Origin of the sequence: Falsirhodobacter halotolerans (assembly GCF_022899245.1) — a bacterium.
Lineage (GTDB): Bacteria > Pseudomonadota > Alphaproteobacteria > Rhodobacterales > Rhodobacteraceae > Falsirhodobacter > Falsirhodobacter halotolerans.
This window is the reverse complement of sequence record NZ_JALJAZ010000001.1, coordinates 1,092,468-1,111,930: the sequence shown is the minus strand read 5'-3', so window position 1 is coordinate 1,111,930 and position 19,463 is coordinate 1,092,468. Positions and strand designations below refer to the sequence as shown.

26 protein-coding genes are annotated in these 19,463 nt (G+C 65.7%); 22 read left to right on the top strand and 4 right to left on the bottom strand.

Annotation, left to right across the window (positions count from 1 at the left end):
* Positions 1–80 precede the first annotated feature (80 nt).
* From MU449_RS05830 to MU449_RS05725, 22 genes are read left to right on the top strand one after another with little or no spacing between them, the layout of a single operon-like run.
* On the top strand, positions 81–1,406 hold the full coding sequence (locus MU449_RS05830; protein WP_244737058.1) for a phage major capsid protein: 1,326 nt from the start codon (positions 81–83) through the stop codon (positions 1,404–1,406).
* A 60-nt stretch (positions 1,407–1,466) separates the two neighbouring features.
* A complete protein-coding gene (locus MU449_RS05825) occupies positions 1,467–1,958 on the top strand; it encodes a hypothetical protein (RefSeq protein ID WP_244737057.1) in 492 nt (163 codons plus the stop codon).
* 3 nt (positions 1,959–1,961) lie between these two features.
* On the top strand, positions 1,962–2,519 hold the full coding sequence (locus MU449_RS05820) for a head-tail connector protein (protein ID WP_244737056.1): 558 nt from the start codon (positions 1,962–1,964) through the stop codon (positions 2,517–2,519).
* A gap of 11 nt (positions 2,520–2,530) precedes the next feature.
* Positions 2,531–2,848 carry a phage head completion protein gene (locus tag MU449_RS05815; protein ID WP_244737055.1) on the top strand — a complete coding sequence of 106 codons (318 nt, stop codon included), beginning with the start codon at positions 2,531–2,533 and terminating at the stop codon, positions 2,846–2,848.
* Complete coding sequence (locus tag MU449_RS05810; protein WP_244737054.1) at positions 2,845–3,318, top strand: HK97-gp10 family putative phage morphogenesis protein; 474 nt, start codon at positions 2,845–2,847, stop codon at positions 3,316–3,318. The genes MU449_RS05815 and MU449_RS05810 overlap by 4 nt, the downstream gene beginning before the upstream one ends.
* Complete coding sequence (gene gp17, locus MU449_RS05805) at positions 3,315–3,692, top strand: tail completion protein gp17 (RefSeq protein ID WP_244737053.1); 378 nt, start codon at positions 3,315–3,317, stop codon at positions 3,690–3,692. The genes MU449_RS05810 and gp17 overlap by 4 nt, the downstream gene beginning before the upstream one ends.
* Positions 3,689–4,126, top strand: coding sequence for a phage tail tube protein (locus MU449_RS05800; protein ID WP_244737052.1), 438 nt, complete (start codon positions 3,689–3,691; stop codon positions 4,124–4,126). The genes gp17 and MU449_RS05800 overlap by 4 nt, the downstream gene beginning before the upstream one ends.
* A 2-nt stretch (positions 4,127–4,128) precedes the next feature.
* Positions 4,129–4,494 (top strand): GTA-gp10 family protein, encoded by a 366-nt coding sequence (locus tag MU449_RS05795; RefSeq protein ID WP_244737051.1) that lies wholly within the window; start codon positions 4,129–4,131, stop codon positions 4,492–4,494.
* A 5-nt stretch (positions 4,495–4,499) separates the two neighbouring features.
* Complete coding sequence (locus MU449_RS05790; protein ID WP_244737050.1) at positions 4,500–4,802, top strand: hypothetical protein; 303 nt, start codon at positions 4,500–4,502, stop codon at positions 4,800–4,802.
* A complete protein-coding gene (locus tag MU449_RS05785; protein WP_244737049.1) occupies positions 4,803–7,325 on the top strand; it encodes a tape measure protein in 2,523 nt (840 codons plus the stop codon).
* Positions 7,325–7,987 (top strand): hypothetical protein, encoded by a 663-nt coding sequence (locus MU449_RS05780; RefSeq protein WP_244737048.1) that lies wholly within the window; start codon positions 7,325–7,327, stop codon positions 7,985–7,987. Before MU449_RS05785 ends, MU449_RS05780 begins: the two co-directional genes overlap by 1 nt.
* Positions 7,988–7,991: 4 nt before the next feature.
* On the top strand, positions 7,992–8,603 hold the full coding sequence (locus tag MU449_RS05775; RefSeq protein WP_244737047.1) for a hypothetical protein: 612 nt from the start codon (positions 7,992–7,994) through the stop codon (positions 8,601–8,603).
* A 23-nt stretch (positions 8,604–8,626) separates the two neighbouring features.
* Complete coding sequence (locus MU449_RS05770; protein ID WP_244737046.1) at positions 8,627–9,007, top strand: DUF6950 family protein; 381 nt, start codon at positions 8,627–8,629, stop codon at positions 9,005–9,007.
* Between the two features lies 1 nt (position 9,008).
* Positions 9,009–13,988, top strand: a complete 4,980-nt coding sequence (locus MU449_RS05765) for a phage tail protein (RefSeq protein WP_244737045.1) — start codon at positions 9,009–9,011, stop codon at positions 13,986–13,988.
* Entirely contained in the window at positions 13,985–14,398 is a 414-nt protein-coding gene (locus MU449_RS05760) for a hypothetical protein (RefSeq protein ID WP_244737044.1), read from the top strand. The genes MU449_RS05765 and MU449_RS05760 overlap by 4 nt, the downstream gene beginning before the upstream one ends.
* A 54-nt stretch (positions 14,399–14,452) precedes the next feature.
* Entirely contained in the window at positions 14,453–14,692 is a 240-nt protein-coding gene (locus tag MU449_RS05755) for a hypothetical protein (RefSeq protein ID WP_244737043.1), read from the top strand.
* Complete coding sequence (locus MU449_RS05750) at positions 14,689–14,883, top strand: hypothetical protein (protein WP_244737042.1); 195 nt, start codon at positions 14,689–14,691, stop codon at positions 14,881–14,883. Before MU449_RS05755 ends, MU449_RS05750 begins: the two co-directional genes overlap by 4 nt.
* Positions 14,884–14,933: 50 nt before the next feature.
* Complete coding sequence (locus MU449_RS05745; RefSeq protein WP_244737041.1) at positions 14,934–15,311, top strand: hypothetical protein; 378 nt, start codon at positions 14,934–14,936, stop codon at positions 15,309–15,311.
* Positions 15,311–15,484 (top strand): hypothetical protein, encoded by a 174-nt coding sequence (locus MU449_RS05740; protein ID WP_244737040.1) that lies wholly within the window; start codon positions 15,311–15,313, stop codon positions 15,482–15,484. Before MU449_RS05745 ends, MU449_RS05740 begins: the two co-directional genes overlap by 1 nt.
* Positions 15,477–16,517, top strand: coding sequence for a glycine-rich domain-containing protein (locus tag MU449_RS05735; protein WP_244737039.1), 1,041 nt, complete (start codon positions 15,477–15,479; stop codon positions 16,515–16,517). Before MU449_RS05740 ends, MU449_RS05735 begins: the two co-directional genes overlap by 8 nt.
* A 14-nt stretch (positions 16,518–16,531) precedes the next feature.
* Complete coding sequence (locus MU449_RS05730; protein ID WP_244737038.1) at positions 16,532–16,858, top strand: hypothetical protein; 327 nt, start codon at positions 16,532–16,534, stop codon at positions 16,856–16,858.
* Positions 16,855–17,454 (top strand): hypothetical protein, encoded by a 600-nt coding sequence (locus tag MU449_RS05725; RefSeq protein WP_244737037.1) that lies wholly within the window; start codon positions 16,855–16,857, stop codon positions 17,452–17,454. The genes MU449_RS05730 and MU449_RS05725 overlap by 4 nt, the downstream gene beginning before the upstream one ends.
* A 76-nt stretch (positions 17,455–17,530) precedes the next feature.
* Here MU449_RS05725 and MU449_RS05720 read toward each other — a convergent pair whose 3' ends face one another.
* The 4 genes from MU449_RS05720 to MU449_RS05705 all read right to left on the bottom strand — a co-directional run bounded on the left by MU449_RS05720 (position 17,531) and on the right by MU449_RS05705 (position 19,461).
* A complete protein-coding gene (locus tag MU449_RS05720; RefSeq protein ID WP_244737036.1) occupies positions 17,531–18,577 on the bottom strand; it encodes a Hint domain-containing protein in 1,047 nt (348 codons plus the stop codon).
* A 313-nt stretch (positions 18,578–18,890) separates the two neighbouring features.
* Entirely contained in the window at positions 18,891–19,064 is a 174-nt protein-coding gene (locus tag MU449_RS05715; RefSeq protein ID WP_244737035.1) for a type II toxin-antitoxin system HicB family antitoxin, read from the bottom strand.
* Positions 19,061–19,276 (bottom strand): helix-turn-helix domain-containing protein, encoded by a 216-nt coding sequence (locus tag MU449_RS05710; RefSeq protein WP_244737034.1) that lies wholly within the window; start codon positions 19,274–19,276, stop codon positions 19,061–19,063. The genes MU449_RS05715 and MU449_RS05710 overlap by 4 nt, the downstream gene beginning before the upstream one ends.
* Positions 19,273–19,461 carry a hypothetical protein gene (locus MU449_RS05705; RefSeq protein WP_244737033.1) on the bottom strand — a complete coding sequence of 63 codons (189 nt, stop codon included), beginning with the start codon at positions 19,459–19,461 and terminating at the stop codon, positions 19,273–19,275. The genes MU449_RS05710 and MU449_RS05705 overlap by 4 nt, the downstream gene beginning before the upstream one ends.
* Positions 19,462–19,463 lie beyond the last annotated feature (2 nt).

Sequence of the window (19,463 nt, the reverse complement as noted above, 5' to 3'; positions counted from 1 at the left end):
CCTCCGACATGTCCCCTGCCCTGCCGATCCGGCGGGGCGCTTCTTGCTGCGCGCTGCGCGGCCATCATGAGAGTAACCCGATGCCCAAGCATATCGCCGATCTTCGCCGCAAGCGCACCGCCTCCGCGCAGCGTATGGAAACCGCCTCGGCCACCATCGCCGGTCTGGAAGCGGACAACACCGCCGCCGACGATGCGGCCATGGTCGCAGCCATCACCGAATTTGAGGCGGCGCAGGCTGAATTCACCGCCCTTGGCGTATCGCTCCAGCGCGCGGAAACCACCGAGGCCGCGCTGGCCGCTGCCGCGACGGGTGGCGATCAGAACCAGCCGAACACCCCCGCCGCTCCGAGCGCGACCACGCCCGCCACACCTGCCGATCCAGCAATGGCCGGGGTAGAGCTTGGCTTCATGGTTCACGCTCTGGCCCGCCACGGAGGTCGCCGCGCGGACGCCGCCGCCGATCTCGAAGCGCAGGGCCATAGCGGTCTCTCGGCGGCGCTGTCGGGGGCCGAGCAGTCGGCAGGCGGCGTGACGATCCCGCGCCCGCAGGCCGAAGGGCTTATTGCCCTCCTGCGCCCGCGCGTCGTGGTGCGGGCGGCGGGGGCGCGGACCTTCCCGATGCCCGCCGGTCAGATGCGCCACGCCAAGCAGATCGCGCCCGCGACGGCCAGCTACATCGCGGAGAACGCACCGATCCCGCCCAGCGAACCGGCCTTCGGTGCGATGGATATGGGGTTCAAGAAGCTGACGGGCCTCGTGCCAATCGGCAACTCGCTCCTGCGCCATTCGGGCATCGCCATGGCGCAGGCGGTGCGGGACGATCTGTTGAACGTCATGGCGCTGCGCGAAGACCTCGCCTTCCTGCGCGGTGCGGGCGGTCTGGTGCCGACCGGCCTGCGCAGCTGGATCCCGGCGCGGCTCTGGCTGACCACCGCCGCTGCCACCCCCGGATCGGCGGAAACGATGCTGCGCACCGCCGTGTCACGGGTCGAGGATGCGGGCGTGGGGATGATCAACCCCAGCTGGGTGATGCGCGGCGGGGCCAAAAACTGGCTAGCGAACCTGCGCGATCCGATCGGTTTCAAGCTGTTCCCCTCGATCGAGCAGAACGGGACGCTTCTGGGCTATCCGATCCGCACCACGGCGCAGATCCCCGACAACTTAGGCGAAGACGGCAACGAGACGGAGATCTACTTCGGCGACTTCAACGAGGCGATGATCGGCGACAGCATGGTTCTCCAGATCGGCAGCAGCACCGAAGCGGCCTACATCGATTCGAAGGGCGACATGATCTCGGCCTTCCAGAACGATCTGACGCTGATGCGCGCGATCTCGGAGCATGACTTCGCCACGGCACGGGATGAGGCGTTCTGCGGCTTCAACGCCGTGGGCTGGTCGCTCTGATCCGTTCCTTTCCTGACACCGCCCCGACCTGAGCGCCGGGGCTTTTTTATGGAGGTCACCATGACCGAGAAAACCGTTGTCCGTTTCCTGAAGCCCTACAGCCGCTACAACGCGGGCGAGGTGGCGGGGTTCGATCCTTTGACCGCCAATAGCCTGATCCATGGCCGCATCGCGGTGAAGCACGTCAAGGCCCCCACCACGCTGAACTTGAAAATGGACACGGCTGCCGCGACCGAGGCAATGGCGGAAGTGAAAGCCTTCGCTGGCCGCGAGGAAAAGCGCCTGCAGGGTTTGGCAGACGGCATCCAACAGCGCGAGAGCGAAATCACCACCCGGCTCGATGCTCGCGAGGCCGATCTTGACCGGCGCGAGGCCGATCTTGCGGCAAGGCTGGCGGAACTGGACGCGGCAGAAGGTGGCGATCCCGATACCGCCGATCCGGCCCCGGCGGGCGACGGCACCGGACCCGAACCGCCGAACGGGGCCACCCCGCCCACCGGCGAAAATCAAGATGATCTGCCCCAGCAGGGCACGGCCAAGAAAGGGAAGTAAGCCATGCGCGTGATCGCCTCATATCCCCCGGCGGTCACGCCCGAACAGTTCCTGGCCTCCGTGCCGGTGGCCGATCCCGACGATCTGATGGCGATCGCCGACAAGCTCGCCGCCGCGACCGATGTGGTGGAGCGCGGCGCGGGGCGAATCCTCGCACGGCGGGATCTGGAACTAACCGCCCCCGAGGGGGCGTGGTCGCGCTGGTGGCTGCCGATCGCCCCCGTCATATCCATCGCCTCGGTGGAAGTCCTGCACCGCGACGGCCAGACGTGGGAGGCGGTCGATCCGTCTCGCTACCGCCTCGCCCGTGGCCATGACGAACCTCAGCTAGTCTGGCGCGATGGCGGGGTTGTGGATCGCGAGGTTCGGGTGCGGGTGACGGCGGGGCATACCACCGACGCGGTCCCGCTCGGGCTGCGCCGCGCGGTGATCCTGCTCGCCAAGGAATGGTGCGATGCGGATCTGGCGATCGAGGGCAAGATCGAGGCCCCGGTGCTGTCCTTTGGAGTGCGCAGCCTGATCCGCCAGAATCGTTACCGCCGCCCGCGCGAGGTGGCGTAATGGTCAAGGCAATGAACCGCCGGGTGCAGATCTTGCGCGCAGGCACCGTTACCACCGGCCTTTCCACCAAAACAGGTCCGCTTGCCCCTTACGGCCCTCCACAGCGGGCGGCACGGGAGGATGTCGGATCGGATGAAAAGGCGCAGGCCGCGACGGTCTATGGCGAGGTCTCGGCCCGCTTCACTCTGCGTTCGACCGAGTTCACCCGCACCATCACCGCCAAAGACACCCTGCGTGAGGGCGGGCGCGTGTTCCGAATCATCGGCCTTCGCGAAGTAGGCCGGAGTGCCTTTCTCGAGATCACCGCCAGCGCGAGGACCGACCTGTGAAAACGACGATGAAGATGGAAGGGCTGGCCGACCTCGCCAAGGCGCTGAACCAGATGAAAACCTCCACCGCCAAGGGGGTAATGCGCCGGACCTTGAAGGAGGCCGCGCAGCCCATGGCGGATATGGCCGAAGCCAAGGCCCCGGAGGGCAAGACCAAGCGCCTCAAGCCTTCGGTCAGCGTGAGTGATTGGTTGACGCGTCGCCAGAAGACGCGGCACCGCAAGATGTTCGGCAGCATGAAGCATGCTGTGGAGATGTATGTCGGTGCCGGGCCGCTGAAGCAGGCGCACCTGCAGGAGTTCGGCACCGCCCATCACGCGCCCCAGCCGTTCATGCGGCCCGCTTGGGATGCCGAGGCCGTCCCGACGCTTGCCCGGATCGGCACGATCATGGGCGGAGAGATCACCAAGACGGCCAAGCGCGCGGCGATCCGGGCGGCGCGCAAGGCCGCGCGAGATGGGGGTGGATGATGGAAGAGGACCTCCTTGCCATACTGCGTCACGCCGCAGAGGATCTGCCGCCCGCCCGCATCAACTTCGGCAGCCACCCCCAAGGGAAAGGCTGGCCGGGTATCGTCCTGAACGTAATCGACAACCTCGATACCCTGACCCTCAACGGCCCAGACGGGCATTGGGAGGGACGCGTGCAGGTCGATTGCTACGGGCGGGATTATGATGAGGCCAAGCTCCTCGCCCGTCGCGTCCAGACATGGCTGCACGGCTATCACGACGACCGTTTTCAGGGGGTGTTCTTGCTCGGCACCCGCGACGGCCATGAGTCCGACGCGCCCGATCGCCCCTTCCGAATTTCCAAAGACTTCGCCACGCATTGGAGCGCATCATGAGTGAAACCAAAGCCCAGATCGGGCATCTGTCCACCTTCGGCATCAAGATCGAGAAGGCGACTACCTTCACGAAAGTGGCCGAGATCACCAACCTGACGCCGCCCGGCATGACCCGCGACACGGTCGATGCCACGCATATGGAAAGCCCGAACGGCACCAAGGAGTTCATCGCCGGTCTGGCTGAAATGGGCGAGGCGAGCGTCACCATTCAATATGTCCCGGCGGTGCAGGACGCGCTTCTGGCAGCGTTCCAAGCCGGTTCGGGCGAGTTCCAGATCACTTTCCCGAACAAGGTCACCATGACCTTTAAGGGGATCGTGACGGGCTACGAATGGGGCGACATCGTTTCCGACACGAAAATGACGGCCACCCTGACGATCAAGTGCAGCGGACAGGCCACGCTGGCCGGTCCCCCGGCGAGTGGAGGATCCTGATCATGGCAAACAGCTTCAAAGGCCAAGTGCCCGTCACGCATGACGGCAAAACCTACACCATGGCGCTGGACTTCAACGCGCTCTGCGACTTCGAGGACCAGACCGGCAAAAACGCCCTTCAGGCGCTTGACGGTATGGAAAGCGGCGAGGTGTCGGCCCGCGACATGCGGGCGCTGATGTGGGCGGGGCTGAAACAATTCCACCCCGACATGACGCTGCCGCTCGCAGGGCATATCCTTGCAGAAAACATCAACGCCATCGCCGAAGCGGCGGCCCTGATGATGCCGCAGGAGGGCGATGGGGGAAACGTCCCGGCCCCGAAACCGGGGCGGAAAACGACGCGGGCCAAGACCGGCACACGCCCCTGACGCCTTTGGCCCTGCTGGCTGAATACACGGCGGCGGGGTTCGATCCGGCGGGGTTCTGGACGCTGACCCCGCGCCTTTACGTCACGCTGATGCGGGGCGCACGGGCGCGGATTGATATCCAGATCGAGATGAGCAACCGACAGGCGTGGAACACCGCCGCGCTGACCGGCGGCGCAATGGCGGGCAAGCTGCCTGCCTATGAGAAGGTCTTCGGCGGCCTGCAGGCAGGGGCCACCCAGACACCCGAGATCCAACAGACCATGTGCGACACCCTCGCCAAGAATTGGGGGGCAGTTATGGAGGCGTAAATGGCCGCATCTTCCGTTATCGCCGCCTTGCGCGTCAATCTGGGGCTGAACAGCGCCAGCTTCGAAACGGGTCTCTCCCGCTCGGAAAAGCGCGCCCGCAGCTTCCAGTCAAATATGATGGGCATTGCCAAGCGCATCGGTGTGGCCTTCGCCGCCATCGTCTCGGTCGGCGCGACCGCCCGTGCCGCCGATCAATGGTCAGACCTGTCGGCGCGCGTCGGTAACGCGGTGGGCAGCATGGAAGCGGCCCCGGCGGTCATGAATCGCATCAGCCAGATGGCGCGGAAGTCCTATTCCGACTTGGGGCAGACGACCGAAGCCTTCCTTGGCAACAGCACCGCGCTCAAAGAGCTGGGGTTCTCGACCGAACGCCAGCTCGACTTCACCGAGGCATTGAACAACGCCCTGGTGATTAACGGCGCACGCGGGGAACGCGCGGCCTCGGTCACCAAGGCCATCACCGACGCCATGGCGACGGGCAAGATGGAGGGCGACGGGTTCAACACCGTCCTGAAGGACGGCGACCGGATCGCGAAAGCGCTGGCGGCTGAACTCGGCACCACCGTGGGCGGCCTGCGGCAGATGCAGAAGGACGGCAAGATCACCTCGGACGTGATCTCGCGCGCCCTCCTGGGCAGTCTGGAAGATCTGCGCCGCGAGGCGGGCGACATGCCCGCGACGATCGGCGACGGGATCACCCTGATCCGCAACAGCTTCGTCACGCTGATCGGCGCCTTCGACCGGGTGTTCATGGCCTCGGGTGGGGTGGCCAATGCCTTTGTCGCGGTGGCCGATGCCATGTCCTCGCTGGCGACCTTCGTCACCACGCATGGCAGCACAATCGCGGCGGTGTTCCAGCAGGTCGCCGCCACCGCCGCTATTGTGGCGGGGGTCATCATCACCCGATACGCAGCGGCGCTCAGCGTGACATTTGCCAACGCCGCAGCTGTCGCGGTGCCTTCGGCGGTCAGCCTTAACATGGCGTTTGGGGCCACATCTTGGGCGGCCTATCTCTCGGCGGCGGCAGTGACCGCCGTATCAAAAGCGCTGGTCATTCTTCGGGGGGCCATCATCACCACCGGCGTGGGCGCGCTTGTCGTCGCGGCGGGCTACCTTGTAAGCAAGTTCATCGACCTCGTGCGCGCGACCGGCAGCTTCAAGCAGGCTCTGTCGGATATGGGCGCGTTGGCAGGGGCAATCTGGACGGCGATGATCGACAGCGCCGGGGCCATTCCGCCTGCCTTACAAGGCGTGTGGGGCGTAGTGAAGGCCGACTTTCAGCGGCTTATCGCCTCGCTGTCGGATCTGTGGGCCAAGTTCCTGACCTCGGTCATCTCCGACTTCGGCCAGATCAACATGCTGGAGATCGGCGGTTTCAAGTGGGAGATCGACGCCCCGTGGAAAGGGGCGCTGGACGATGCCCTGTCCTCGGCCAATCAGTTTTCGGCAGACATGACCGCTGCCGCCGATAGCGCGGGCGACGGGTTCGCTACGTCGATGGAGGAATCGGCCAGCCGCATCAAGAACGCCTTCGCTCCGGTCGGGGCCATATGGCGTTCCATCACCCGGACAGAGATGTTCGGGCCGGAACGTCCGCCCGATCTCCCCGAAACACCCCCCGGAACGCCCCCGGTCGATCCGGCCAGCGGTGGTGGTGGTGCAGCCAAGAAGATCGCCGATGTCGTGGGCAAGCTGCGCGAGCAGTTTACCGCGCTTGAGAAAACCAAGGGCATGACCGAGGCGCAGGTCACCACATGGCAGGCGCTGCGGGATGCCGGGGTGGGTGCGGCTTCGTCCATCGGGCGCGAGATTATCAAGCTTACGCAAGGCATCGCCTCGATGACCGTGCTGAATGACCTTGCCGCCCAGCTGGCAGAGGCGCGGGCCACGGCGGGGATGAATGATCTCGAAACCTCGATCTGGCAAAAGCAGCTCGAGGCCGGGGTCGATGCCGGATCCGCGAACGGGCAGATCATCGACCAGCAGATGCGCCAGATTCAGAATATGAAGGATCTGAAGTCGGCCACGAACCAGTGGCGCGACAGCATCGGCGGGGCGCTGTCCGAGTTCATCACCAAGGGCGGCAGCTTCAAGGATGTGCTGAAGTCGATCCTGAGCGGCCTCTTGGATATCGTCGCCAACAGCGCCTTCAACTCGATGTTCAACAGCCTCGGCTCCGGTGGGGGCTTCGGCAAGATCCTCGGCAGCTTCGGCATCGGGCGCAACGCCAACGGCACGAACAACTGGCGCGGGGGCTGGACCAGTCTGCACGAACGTGGCGGCGAGATCGTCAACCTGCCGAAAGGTGGGCAGGTGATCCCGAACGACATCTCCAAAAGGATGGCGGATGCGGTCGGGAGGTCGCAAGGGGGATCGCGGGTGCAGATCGTGCCGTCGAAGTATTTCGACGCGGTGGTGGATGAGCGGGCCGGGGCGATCAGCACCGGAATGCTGGAGGACTATGACAGCGGGCTTGGAAGCAAGGTTCGCCATCACGCTGCCAATCCAAGGAGCCGAGGATAATGGCCTTTCCTTTCCCGATGCCGGCGGAGAGTTTCTTCGCCGGTCTCAAGATCCAGTCCTGCGAGTTCGACCTGACGGAGAACGTCATCTCGAGCGGTTTCACCGAAGACGGGGACGGGCTGACTGCCCGCCTCGGGGCGCGGCGCTGGCGGGCCTCGATCACCCTTGCGCCAGCCTATTGGGACGATGCCGATGCCACCATGGCGCGGCTGTCGATCCTGCGCGAGGCGGGGCGCAGTCTCTTCGTGCATCCCCTGCCCCGCGCCTTTCCCCGCCTCGATCCTCTGGGGCAGGTGCTGGGATCGGCGCTACCGACAATCAGCGGACTGCCTGCCAATCCCCGCGAGATGCGCCTGACCGGCCTGCCTGCGGGCTATGTCCTGTCGGCGGGCGACGGGTTCTCGTTCGCCTATGGCAGCAACCCGGTGCGCTATGCCTTTCACCGCATCGTCAGCATGCGGACGGTGGCCAGCGGCAGCGGCACGACGCCGGTCTTTGAGGTCACCCCGGCCCTGCGTCCTGGGGCGTCGATCGGAACGCCGGTGGTGCTGGCCCGCCCGTTCTCAAAGGCGGTGATCGTTCCCGGCTCGGCCACGCCCGGCACGTCTCAGGGCGGCATCACCAGCGGCATGGGCTTCGACGTCATCCAAACCCCAAGGTAACGACATGCGCGACATTCCTGCGGCCATCGCCGCTGCCCGTGCCGAACGCGCGGGCATCATCTCGCATCATCTGGTCTGGATCGAAGCGCGCGATCGGGCCACCGGCAATAACGCCACCCTCGGCTTCTGGACGGGCGATGATCATCAGGACTTCACGATAGGCGGCACGGTCCGCACCTATTACGGCGCGGGCGTGATGGCGGGTAAGGCCCTGCCGGAGTTCGTGCAGGAGATCGGGGTGCAGGTGCGGGAGCATCAGCTGACCTTCTCGGGCATCGCGCCGGAAGTGGAGCTGGTGGTGCGCGGCTATGATGTCCGTCTGGCCCCCTGCGAGATCCACCGCGCGGAGTTCTCGACCGAAGACGAACGCCTGCTGGCCCCGCCGATCATGGTGGTGGATGGGGAGGTGTCCGGTGTGAACATCACCACCCCGGCGGAGGGCGGGGACGCGAAGATTGCCCTGTCGATCCTGTCGAACGCGGTCATGCTGACGCGGTCCCTGCCGCGCAAACGCTCGGACGAAAGCCTGAGGGCGCGGCGTCCGAACGACCCCTTCCTGCAATACGCGAAGATCTCCGGCTCCAACGGGGATCCGTGGGGTGCGAAGAACGCCTGACCTCCCTTCTGAAAGGCTATCCCATGATCGACCTGCACCGCTATCTGGCGGAGGCAGCGGCACGTCCGTTTGCCTATGGCCAGCATGACTGCGCCACCTTTGCGGCCCGGTGGGTCGAATTGCGCACGGGGCATGATGTCTCGGACGGGCTGATCGGGCGCTACACCACGCTGCGCGGGGGGCTGCGCATCATGAAGCGCCGGGGCCTGACCGATCACGTGGCCTTCTTCGCAGCGGTTCTGCCCGTCCGCACCGGCTTGCCCCGGACGGGCGATCTGGTGGCGGTGGACGGCAGCGATGGCCCCGCGATGGGCATCTGGGGCGGCGAGGCCGCGCATCATCTGAGCGAGGCGGGACTTGCGGCGCTGCCGCTCTCGCGCGTGACCCACATCATCGAGGTATGACATGAGCAAGGTGGCCAAAGTTGTCGGAGCCATCGGTCTGGGCGTCGGTCTGGCTTGGGCCACGGGGGGATTGTCGGCGGCGTGGATGGCGGGGGCAAAGGCCACGCTGACGGGAACGATCGGCGGGCAGCTTCTGACCTCGGTCGCGGCCACGGCGCTGTCAGCCGCCCTCGCGGGCAAGCCGTCCTCGGGGCAGTCTGCGGGCATCCGGGCGCAGGATGCGGGGCGCGGGGACATCAATCCCGACAGCTTCGTGCTGGGGCGCTATGCCGTCAAAGGCTCGCATGTGTGCCCTCCCTATTCGCATTCGATCGCGGGCTACAAGACGCCCAATCCGATCATGAACCAAGTGATCCACCTCGGTGGGCGTCCGGGGCAGAAGCTGGTCGGCATGATGATCGACGGTAAGGCGGTCGAAATCACCGATCAGGTGCATCCCGACTACGGGCGCGAGATCAGCATCGATGGCCGGACGGGCTATGCGCGGGTGCGGTTCCATGACGGCACCCAGACCGCTGCCGATCCGATGCTGGTGTCCCGGTATCACCCGCCCCATGCGCGCCCGTGGACCACCGACATGGTCGGCACCGGCATCTGCTATGCCGTGATGACCTATGGTTGGTGGCCGGAGGGCTTCCAAGGCTTCCCGCAGGCCACCTTCATTCTGGACGGCGCGGGGCTTTACGATCCCCGCCGCGACAGCAGCGTGGGCGGCAACGGCCCGCAGCGCTGGTTGCAGCCCGCCACATGGGAGGGGTCCGAGAATACCGCCGTCCAGATCTACAACCTCTTGCGCGGGATCACCCTGCCGGGGGGCGTGGTCTATGGCGGGCGGGCGCGGGACGATCAGCTGCCCCTGACGAACTGGATGGCGGCGATGGACGCCTGCGACCGGGTCGTCACGAATGCCGATGGCACGACCGAACCAGCCTGGCGCACGTCCTATGAGGTGATGCTGTCGGACGAACCGGCGGGCGTGATCGAGGAACTGGCGAAGGCGGCGTCGGTCCAGCTGACCGAAAGCGGCGGGACGTGGCGGATCCGCGTCGGCGGGCCGGGTGTGCCGGTGGCGCATATGACCGATGGCGATATCGTCACGACCGCCAACCAGATGTTTGACATGTTCCCGACGCTGGAGAACACGTTCAATGGCGTCTCCGCCAGCTTTCCCGATCCCGCTTCGGGGTGGGAGGCGGTGGAAGCACCGCTCTACATCCGCTCGGACTATGTGGCCGCCGATCGCGGTAAGGAGTTGTTCGCCGATCTCACCTTGGCCGCCGCACCCTACGCGATGCAGGTGCAGCGCCTGGCGCGGGCCTATGTCGAGGAGGAACGCCGCTTCCGCCGTCATGTCCTCGTCCTGCCGCCGGACTATGGCGCGCTGGAGCCGCTGGACGCGATCACCTGGACCAGCGAGCGCAACGGCTACATCGCCAAGGTGTTCGAGGTCTCGGCCACCACGACCAACCCGGTCACGCAGCTGGTCAGCGTCACGCTGCGCGAGCGCGACCCCGAGGATTACGACTGGAAGCCGGGGTTCGAACTACCCTACACCCCCACGCCCATCGTCTGGGGGGACGTGCCGCAGATCGAGATGGTGGGCTTTCGGGCCACCGGGGTGATCCTTGGCGACGCCAAGGGCCAGCCCCGCCGCCCCGCGCTTCGCCTGGAGTGGAACACCGACGAGATCGAGGCGCTGTCGGCGGTCCTGTGGGAGGTGCGGCGTCAGGGCAGCGTCGAGGTGCTGCGCGGCACCGTGGCCGACGCCATGGCGGGATCGGTGACAATCTCTGACGGCCTTGTGCCGGGGGAGACCTATGAGGCGCGCATCCGGCCTGACCTGCGCGGGTATGATCCGCAATGGGCCGACCCGGTGCTGGTGAAAGCCCCGGACGTCAAGCTGCAGCCCGACGATATCGGCCAGCAGGTCTGGGACAACTTCACCGACATCGCCACGAAGGTGGGCATCGAGACGGTCACCGCATTCCCGGCCAAGCCGACGCCCGACAAGATCGTCCTGAAGATGCCCGAGGCGGTGCTCTATCGCTGGGACGGCAAGGCGTGGGTCACCACGATCTTCGCCGGGGTGCCGGATGGGGCGATCGACGCCACCAAGATTGCCCAGGGGCTGGCGCTGATCCAGAACGTGGAGGGCGACACTCTTCCGACGATCCGCACCGCCACCACGATCACCTTCAAGGGGCAGCTCTACTCATGGGACGGCACCCGCTACAGCGCCGATGTCCCTGCAGTGAACGTCACCGGTCAGCTAACCAACGACCAGATCGCGGCCGTCGCGGCGGCGAAGCTGACCGGCCAGATCGGATCGGTGCAGATTGCCGACCGGGCGGTGTCCACGGGCAAGATCGCGGATGCGGCGATCGAGGCGGGGAAACTCGCGAAGGGCGCGGTCACCAACGACAAGATCGCGGACGCCGCCCTGTCGCTGTCGAAGTTCGCGGACGGGCTGCGTCCGATCGAGCGGGTCACCTCCCTGCCGGGGGCGCCGCACGTCCTCGGGCGGGTGGTGTCGCTGACCACGGAGGGCGGCAAGCTCTACCGCAACACCGGCAGCGGCTGGACGGCCAGCGTTCCGGCGGCGGATGTGTCGGGGCAGTTGGGCAACGATCAGATCGCGGCCATCGCGGCGGCAAAGCTGACCGGGCAGATCACCGGCACCCAGATCACCGACCGGGCGATCACCACGGGGAAGATGGCGGCGGGATCGGTCAGCACGGCCATCCTCGCCGCCGGATCGGTGGTGGCCGACACGCTGGCGGCGTTTGCGGTCACGGCAGGCAAGCTCGCGGCGGCAAGCGTCACGGCCTTGGCCTTGGCGGCGAACGCGGTCACGGCGGGGGCGATTGCCGCCAATGCGATCGAGGCGGGGCATATCCGCGCCGGGGCGATTGGGGCGGATGCCATAGCGGCCAAAGCGATCAATGCGACGAAGCTGGCGATCGCGAACCTTGAGAACCTGTTCGACGGGGCGGATGCCTTGGCGACCAGCCCCTTCGTGCCCCGCGCGGGCGCGAATGGGGGTCAGGGCGCGTGGTCGGACGCCGCCGGACAGACCGGCTATCGGGGCCAATCGGCGCTGATGGTCTCGGGATCGTGGTCCGGGGTGGCCTATGAGATGCCCTCGTTCCCGGTCACGCCGGGGGCGGAGTATCTCGTCCGGTTCTACGCCGCCTCGGATTCGTCCTGGGACGGGGAATCGGGCAACTCGAAATTGCGGCTCGGGGATCAGAACGGCAGCTTTCTTGCCTCGCTATCCTACGCCGCGAACGATGTGACGCACTTCACTTCCTCCACATGGACGGAGCGGAGCATGGTGTTCCGCGTCCCGGACGGGGTGAATGCGCTCAACATCCACCTCGGCAACAGCGGCAGCTCGGGCACGGTTTATCTGGCCGGGTTCGAGATGCGGCTGCGCAACGGGGGCGAACTGATCGTGGACGGCGCGATCACCGCGGCGAAGCTCATGGCCAATGCCGTCACGGCAGCGGCCATCGCGGCGGGGACGATCACTGCGGCCGAGATCGCCAGCGGGGCCATCACCACGGCCAAGCTAGACGCTCTGGCGGTCACCACGGCCAAGATCACGGCCTCGGCCATCACCGGGGACAAGATCGCGGCCAATGCCATCACGGCGCGCGAGATCCAGTCGGCCTCGATCAGCACGGCGCTTCTGGCGGCGGGCGCGGTGGTGGCCGACAAGATCGCCACCGACGCGGTGACCACACGGGCATTGGCGGCGGGCAGCGTGAGCGCGAATGCCCTTGCGGCAAACTCGGTCACGGCGGGGGCCATCGCCGCCAACGCGATCACGGCGGCCAAGATCGCCGCAGGGGCCGTGGGGGCGGAACAGATCGCCGCCAAGGCCATCGCCACGTCGAAGCTGGCTGTCTCCAATCTGGAGAACCTGTTCGACGGGGCGGACGCGCTGGCCACCAGCCCCTTCCTTCCGAGATCGGGGGCGAATGGCGGGCGTGGTGATTGGTCCAGCGCGTCGGGCCAGACCGGCTATCGCGGCCAAGCGGCGATCGTCGTTGCCGGAGAATGGTCGGGCACAGCCTATGAGATGCCCTCGTTCCCGGTCACGCCGGGGGCGGAGTATTTCATCCGGTTCTACGGGGTGCGCGATTCCTCGTGGGATGGGCAATCGGCCAACTCCAAGCTTCGCATCGGGGATCAGAGCGGGGGGTTCCTCGCGTCCATCTCCTACGCCGCCGGGGATCTGCCGCACTTCACCTCGTCCAATTGGGCGGAGCGGAGCGCGGTGTTCCGGGTGCCGGACGGGGTGAACGCCCTGAACATCACCCTTGGCAACGACGCCACGGCGGGGCGGGCCTATTTGGCGGGCTTCGAAATGCGTCTGCGCAACAGCGGCGAGTTGATTGTGGATGGGGCGATCACGGCCCGCAAGCTCGATGTCGCCTCCGTGACGGCGGATGCTATCGCGGCGGGGGCAATCCTTGCCTCCAAACTGGCGGCGGGGTCGGTGACAGCCAACGCAACGGCGGCTCGATCAATCACCGCACAAAATGGTGCGCTTGATACACTGGCTGTTCAGACGTTCAACATTGGGGACAATCAAGTCACCGTGCCGGTGTCGCAAACGTTGTTTTCCGCTCTGACGGGCGGGGGCAATCAATGGCGGGAGGCGAACTCGGTCACGTTTGACGTGTCGTCCCCGGCAGAGTGCGCGGTCTCCTGGACGGGGCAGCACTACTATCAGGACGGCACCGGAAACCCCGGCTTCGGGATCCGCATCCTCTGCGATGGGGATGTCCGGTGGGAGCGGATTACCGGCAATCAGGGCGATGTCGGCAACCGTCAGGACTTCATGGCGGTCTCGGCCAGCTTTTCGGTCGGACGGGGGCGTCACACGATCCGGGTGATGTGGTTCGGGGGGCAAGGCGCTCCCGTGCTGAACCTTGGGCAACGCAACCTCATGGCAGTGGCATCTATGAAATGATCGAGTTCATCATTGTTCAAACGGGCGGTGGTGCCATCCTCGGCAGCGGCACACATGTGTCGATCGACGCAGCGCAGATCGCGAATGCCGAGGTGGGCGAATGCGTTGCTTTATCCGCCTTCGATCGCCGCCCCGATCCGCTCCTCGACTATGTGCGTGACGGGCAACTGATCCCCTACCCCCCACGCCCCGGCCCGTGGGCGGTGTTCGACGTCACCCAAGAGCAATGGACGGACCCGCGCACCGCCTCGGAGATCACCGCCGAATCCAACGCGCAATCCCGCGCGAAGGCGACAGCGTATCTGGCCGACACCGACTGGATGGTCATCCGGGCGGCGGAGGGCGGCAAGCCCGTGCCCGACGACATCATCGCCCGCCGTGCTTCGGCGCGCGCGGCGCTGTCGTCCTGACATCGCGGGGGGCGGAATGGTCCGCGCCCGCGCTTCACCACGAAAGGACAGCCCATGGGCTACAAGGTGCATCTGAAAACTGGCCGGGTCATCACCCTTGCGGACGCCGTGCGCGAGGAACGCGACGGCTCGGGCGTTCGCTTCTATAACGCGGAAGGCGTGGGATGCGGATCGTTTGGCGACGGCGTGGTCGATTACGCCTATCCCGATGACAGCGCGGTCCAAGATCCGGCCAGCACCGCCGAACCTGCCGCCGATAAGACGGCCACCACCACGAAGGAGACCACGAAATGAGCGTCAAGGGCATCGTCGCACAGAACCGCGAATTGCAGTGGCATAAAGAACAGCTGGAACAGCGCTGCCTGACCTTGGGCATCACGCTGGACGATATGGCGGAAAAGCTGGCCCTCGCCAACGCCCGGATCAAGGAACTGGGCGGCGAGCCGATCACCGACACGCCGCCCGATCCCGCGCCCGCCGCCTGATCCCAAAACGCCCGCCCCCGGCGGGCTTTTTCATATCTGGAGCCTATCCCATGCCCGACCTGTCTCTTGAGGCCCGCAATGCGCTGGCCGACACCTTGCGCACCCGCCTCTATGGCGGGGTGACCGTGTTCCGCGATGCGGGCGGGGTCGATCTTTTCACCCTGCCGAACCTCGCCTTCGATGCGGCGGCGGGCGGGGTGATCTCGGCCACGGGCCTGCCCGCCGATGCCCCCGTGACCGCCACCGGCATCGCCTCCAGTTACGAACTGCGCGACAGCACGGGGGCGTGGGTGCTACGCGGCCCGGTCAGCGCGCCGGACGGTGGGGGCGAGGCGATCATGCCCAATCCCACCGTCACCAATGGCGAGGAAGCGCGGGTGACCTCGATCACCCTGACCGTGCCCGCCTCGAACGTCGTGGTGGGCTAATGCAGCTGGCCCGCATCGAGGGCGGGATCGTGGTCAACGTGATCGAAGCGGACGCGGCCACGCCCGACTGGCCGGATCACGTCCCCCTGACCGGGGGCGCGTGGATCGGCTGGCTCTATCGCGACGGTGAATTCATCGATCCCAATCCGCCGGTGGAGGATGCCGATGTTTGACGAAAGCTTAGGCAGCTGGTCCACCGTTGAGGATGGGCCGATCCGGTATCGCGTGGGCGTCCTGCCCGTGTCGGGCACCCTGCGCGCCACGCGCGCGGGGCGGGCCGAGGTGATACTGGTCGGCGCGGGAGGCACGGGATCATCGGCCCCGGAAGGCGGCGGTGGCGGCGCAGGCTATCTCCTGACCCGGTGGCTCGACATCGCGCCGGGGGACATCGCGATCACCGTGGGATCCGCGCCCTCGGCTGCCGCCGCGCTTGGGGGGACCACCTCGGCCTTCGGCCTGACCGCCCCCGGCGGGGGTGGCGGCAATTCCGGCAATGGCGGTAACGGCAGCGGGTCCAGCGGCACTGGCGGCAACGTCCCGATCACCATCGGTGGTATCGGCAACCCCGGCAATAATGGCGGCCGCAATTCGCGTGGCGGGCGCGGAATACGGGCGGGCGGTGGTGGCGGGTCCACAACGGCAGCGGGCGGGGATGCGGCTTACAGTGTGCCCGGAGCGGGTGCGCCGGGGGTGGTGGTCAATTGGACCAGCGCGCGGTGGGTGCTGGCCCCCGGGGGCAATGGATCGGTGGAGAACGGAACGCCCCTGTCGCGCCCCGAGGGCTTCACCAATCCCGGCGCGGGCGGCGGGGCGGGTATCGATCCCTATGCCGCGCAATCGGGCGTGGTGCTGGTGCGCTATGTGCTGCGCCAGACGCTGACGATCGGCGTGGCCACTCCGGCGGCGCAGGGAGCGGGGGCTGGACATGCCGTGCGCACGGCGGGGGTGACGGGTGCAATGCCCGCACCTGCCGCCGCCGCACTGGCCCGCGCGGTGCGCAGCGTGGCGGTGCTGGTCCCCATGGGCGCGGTCAGCGCCTCTACCTCGGCCCTCGCCCTGCGGCGGGCCGGTCTGGGCCTCTCCGCCCCCACGGTGGGGGCGGCGGTCGTGGCGGGGCTTGCCCTTCCTTACATCATCCGGGGCCGCGTGGCCCGTGCCGAACACAGCCGTAGCCGGACCCGTGATCCGGGTCGGCGCTTCACATGACATCGAGGGGCACCATGGCCGACACATTCACCATCAAGCAGGGCGATACCTCGCCCGCGCTGGCCCGTGTGGTGGAGACGGCGGCGGGGCTGATCGACCTGGGCTTGGGGGACCGGGTGACGTTCTCGATGCGGCGCCCCTACGGCGGGCCGGTGGTGGTGAACCGCCAGCCCTGCCAGATCCGGGAGGACAACGTAGTCGTCTACTTCTGGCACGACGACGACACCGCCGTGCCGGGGCTGCATGAGGCGGAGTTCGAGATCATTCGCGCGGATGGGGCGATCGAGACGGTGCCCAATGGCGGGTATCTGGTCGTGAACGTGGTGGGGGCGGTGGCGTGACGGATCGGACGAACGCTCCGCCCGCGTGGCTGGCGAAGGCATGGGCCTATCTCTCGAACCGCATCATCATTGCTCTGACCGGGTTCGTCATATGGGCCACGGGGGCGGTGGTGGTGCTGATCTTCACGCCCATATCCCAATGGGCCTCGGCCATGATCGAGGTGCCGGAAAAGGTTGCCGCCATATCGCTGGAGGTGGCGGAACTGCGCGGCGAGGTGGCGCAGGCCACGGGCGATGACCGGGTGATCCGCCAGCCGCGCGGCCTCAGCTACGTCACCGAGCCGGTGCACGTCGGAGAGGAGGTGGTGTTCAATTTGGTGATTGAGCGCACGACACTCGGGGCCAGCTGCAACTTCCTCGGGGGGCAATCGCTGTTCACCGAAGACGGGGGCGTGATGACCCCCGGCTCTGCGATCCCCGCCGCCACGCAGCGCCTGGCCGAACAACAGACCCGCCTGCGGCTGCGCTTGGCCCCGCCGGTCAACCTGCGCCCCGGTCGGATCGAACTTTATCTGGCGCTGGAATATGACTGTGACGGCAAGACCGTATTCGATCGGACGGATACGGTCGTGTATCAGTTGCTATCACGCGAGTGAGCACAATGGGCACAATCATGCGCCCATTGATTTTGGCTTCAAGTATAGATGCAGAGCAGCAACAAACGAACGTATGTCACGCTGCGGGTTGCATGGACCGTTCCTTTTCGATGTGTTTGTGCACGATCTGCATAGCGACTTTTCTGGGGATAAACGGCCTTGCCGGCTGCGGCAGTATGCCATCGCGGTAGTTGCGGAGTTCAGGGAAAAGGGAGTAAATTTCTTCCAGAGCTTCAGGCCCAACACCCTGCCGTGCCATCGGCCCGACATACAGCGATTCCGTGGCGGTATCCTCCGCGAAGATCACCTGATGGCCATCGAACAGGATATGGAAGTACTCGACTTCCTTCGTCGTGTCGAAAATCTCGATGCCTTCAAGCAGCGTCAGGTGCTTTGCCGCGACGAGTGCTTCGGAGGACCCGAAGAGGCGCATCGCAATCTTCGAGCGTACGAGAATTCGGTGCTGCTGAGACACGAGCAGGTCGGAGGTCGGAAGGCCATCCCCGAGCGCCCCGCGACGGATCCGGATCGGGTAAAGGTTTGTGCTTTCGCTGAGATCAATACCGTCCAGTTTTTTGGAACCGATCCATCTGATGGGTTGCAGGCCATGATCGGCCGTCATGACCAGATCACCAACGCTGAGTTGTTCGACCGGCACCTTGCCCTTGTCCGTCTCGATGTGTGTTCCCTTGACGAAGCAGGCCCATTGGGTAGGCGTAATATTTGTTACACCCCCGGCGTTCGTTGAAAAGGAAAGAACTTCCACCGAAACGAGGCCTGCTCCATCGGCAAAGAACGGAGCAGTCAGGCTGCCGGGTACCATCAGTACATCCCCCGCCGCGGTCTGCACCAGGAAGAGGTTCACTGTCTGGACACTGCCATCCGTCAGAGTGAGTTCTGAATTATATCGCCGAACCGACGCGACTGTGGATGAAACGTTTGCACCGTCCACCACATAAGACAGCGCGTCACCTGAACTGAGGTTGCTGGTGTCTGGGCCGCCGAACGTTGTAGGGGAAATGTTGGTCTCCAGAAGTGGGGCATCGGCGGATCCGTATTCTCCAATGAGGGCCGCGTTGTCCGCACCTCTGTTGCCAAGGTACACAAAGTCGAAAGTTGCCATGATGATTTCCGCTACTGACTGATTGTTCGAGGGTTCGTGGTTCCATCGTCAACAATCTGAGGTTGTGAGCGAAGGTTAATCGTCCCTTAAGGGGATATAAGCGCCATTTGTGCCCTTAATAGCACATTAATCTGGTGGAAATATATTTGCTGCCTTTATTGCTACGCCTACAGGAACTCGGAAAAGGCTATCCAGCTATGAGTTTCCGCGCCGTTGGGCTACGGCTAAATGTTGCCCGCGCCGTGGTATCCCGCGTCTAGCGAATGGCGGATCAGCGTTTTGCTAAACCTGCTGCGCCGGACGTGGGGGGGGGCTAGCGGGAAAGGTCCCGGGTTTGCTCATGCCACAGATCCAAGGCTTCCTTGGCAGCAGTGGGGATACCGTCCGATGTGTCGGACGCTGCGAAGCATCCTGGCAAATCTGGAAAGGTTAAACCGAACGCACTCGTGTTGTCCTTGTGCAGAATGGCTTTGACGAGATTGGTCATGGTTTGGGCTCCGGCCACCCGTCAGGGCGAAAGCCGGACAGGAACCACTCCATCGCGCGAGCCGCGACGGGGTTCACACTGCGCGCGGTCGAGCGTGTGTCGGCCATTTCCCATTTCCGAATCGTCTGCGGGGCCGTGTCCAGCAGCGCGCCAAGTTCGGATTGGGTAAGGCCCAGCTTGCGCCGGGCCTCCTTGAATTCTTCGGAGGTCATTGGATCAGCCGGGGGACGATCGACACGATCGCCACGATCACACCGGCAAAGACGGTGAATGGGATCCAGAAGCGTTCGCGGGTGATCTTGGAAGTCTCGGCGTTCAACTTCGACGTGGCGGCGATCAGGTTCGCGATCTCGGCGCGCATCTTGTCGTCAGCAAGGCTCTGTTCAGCATGGGTCATGT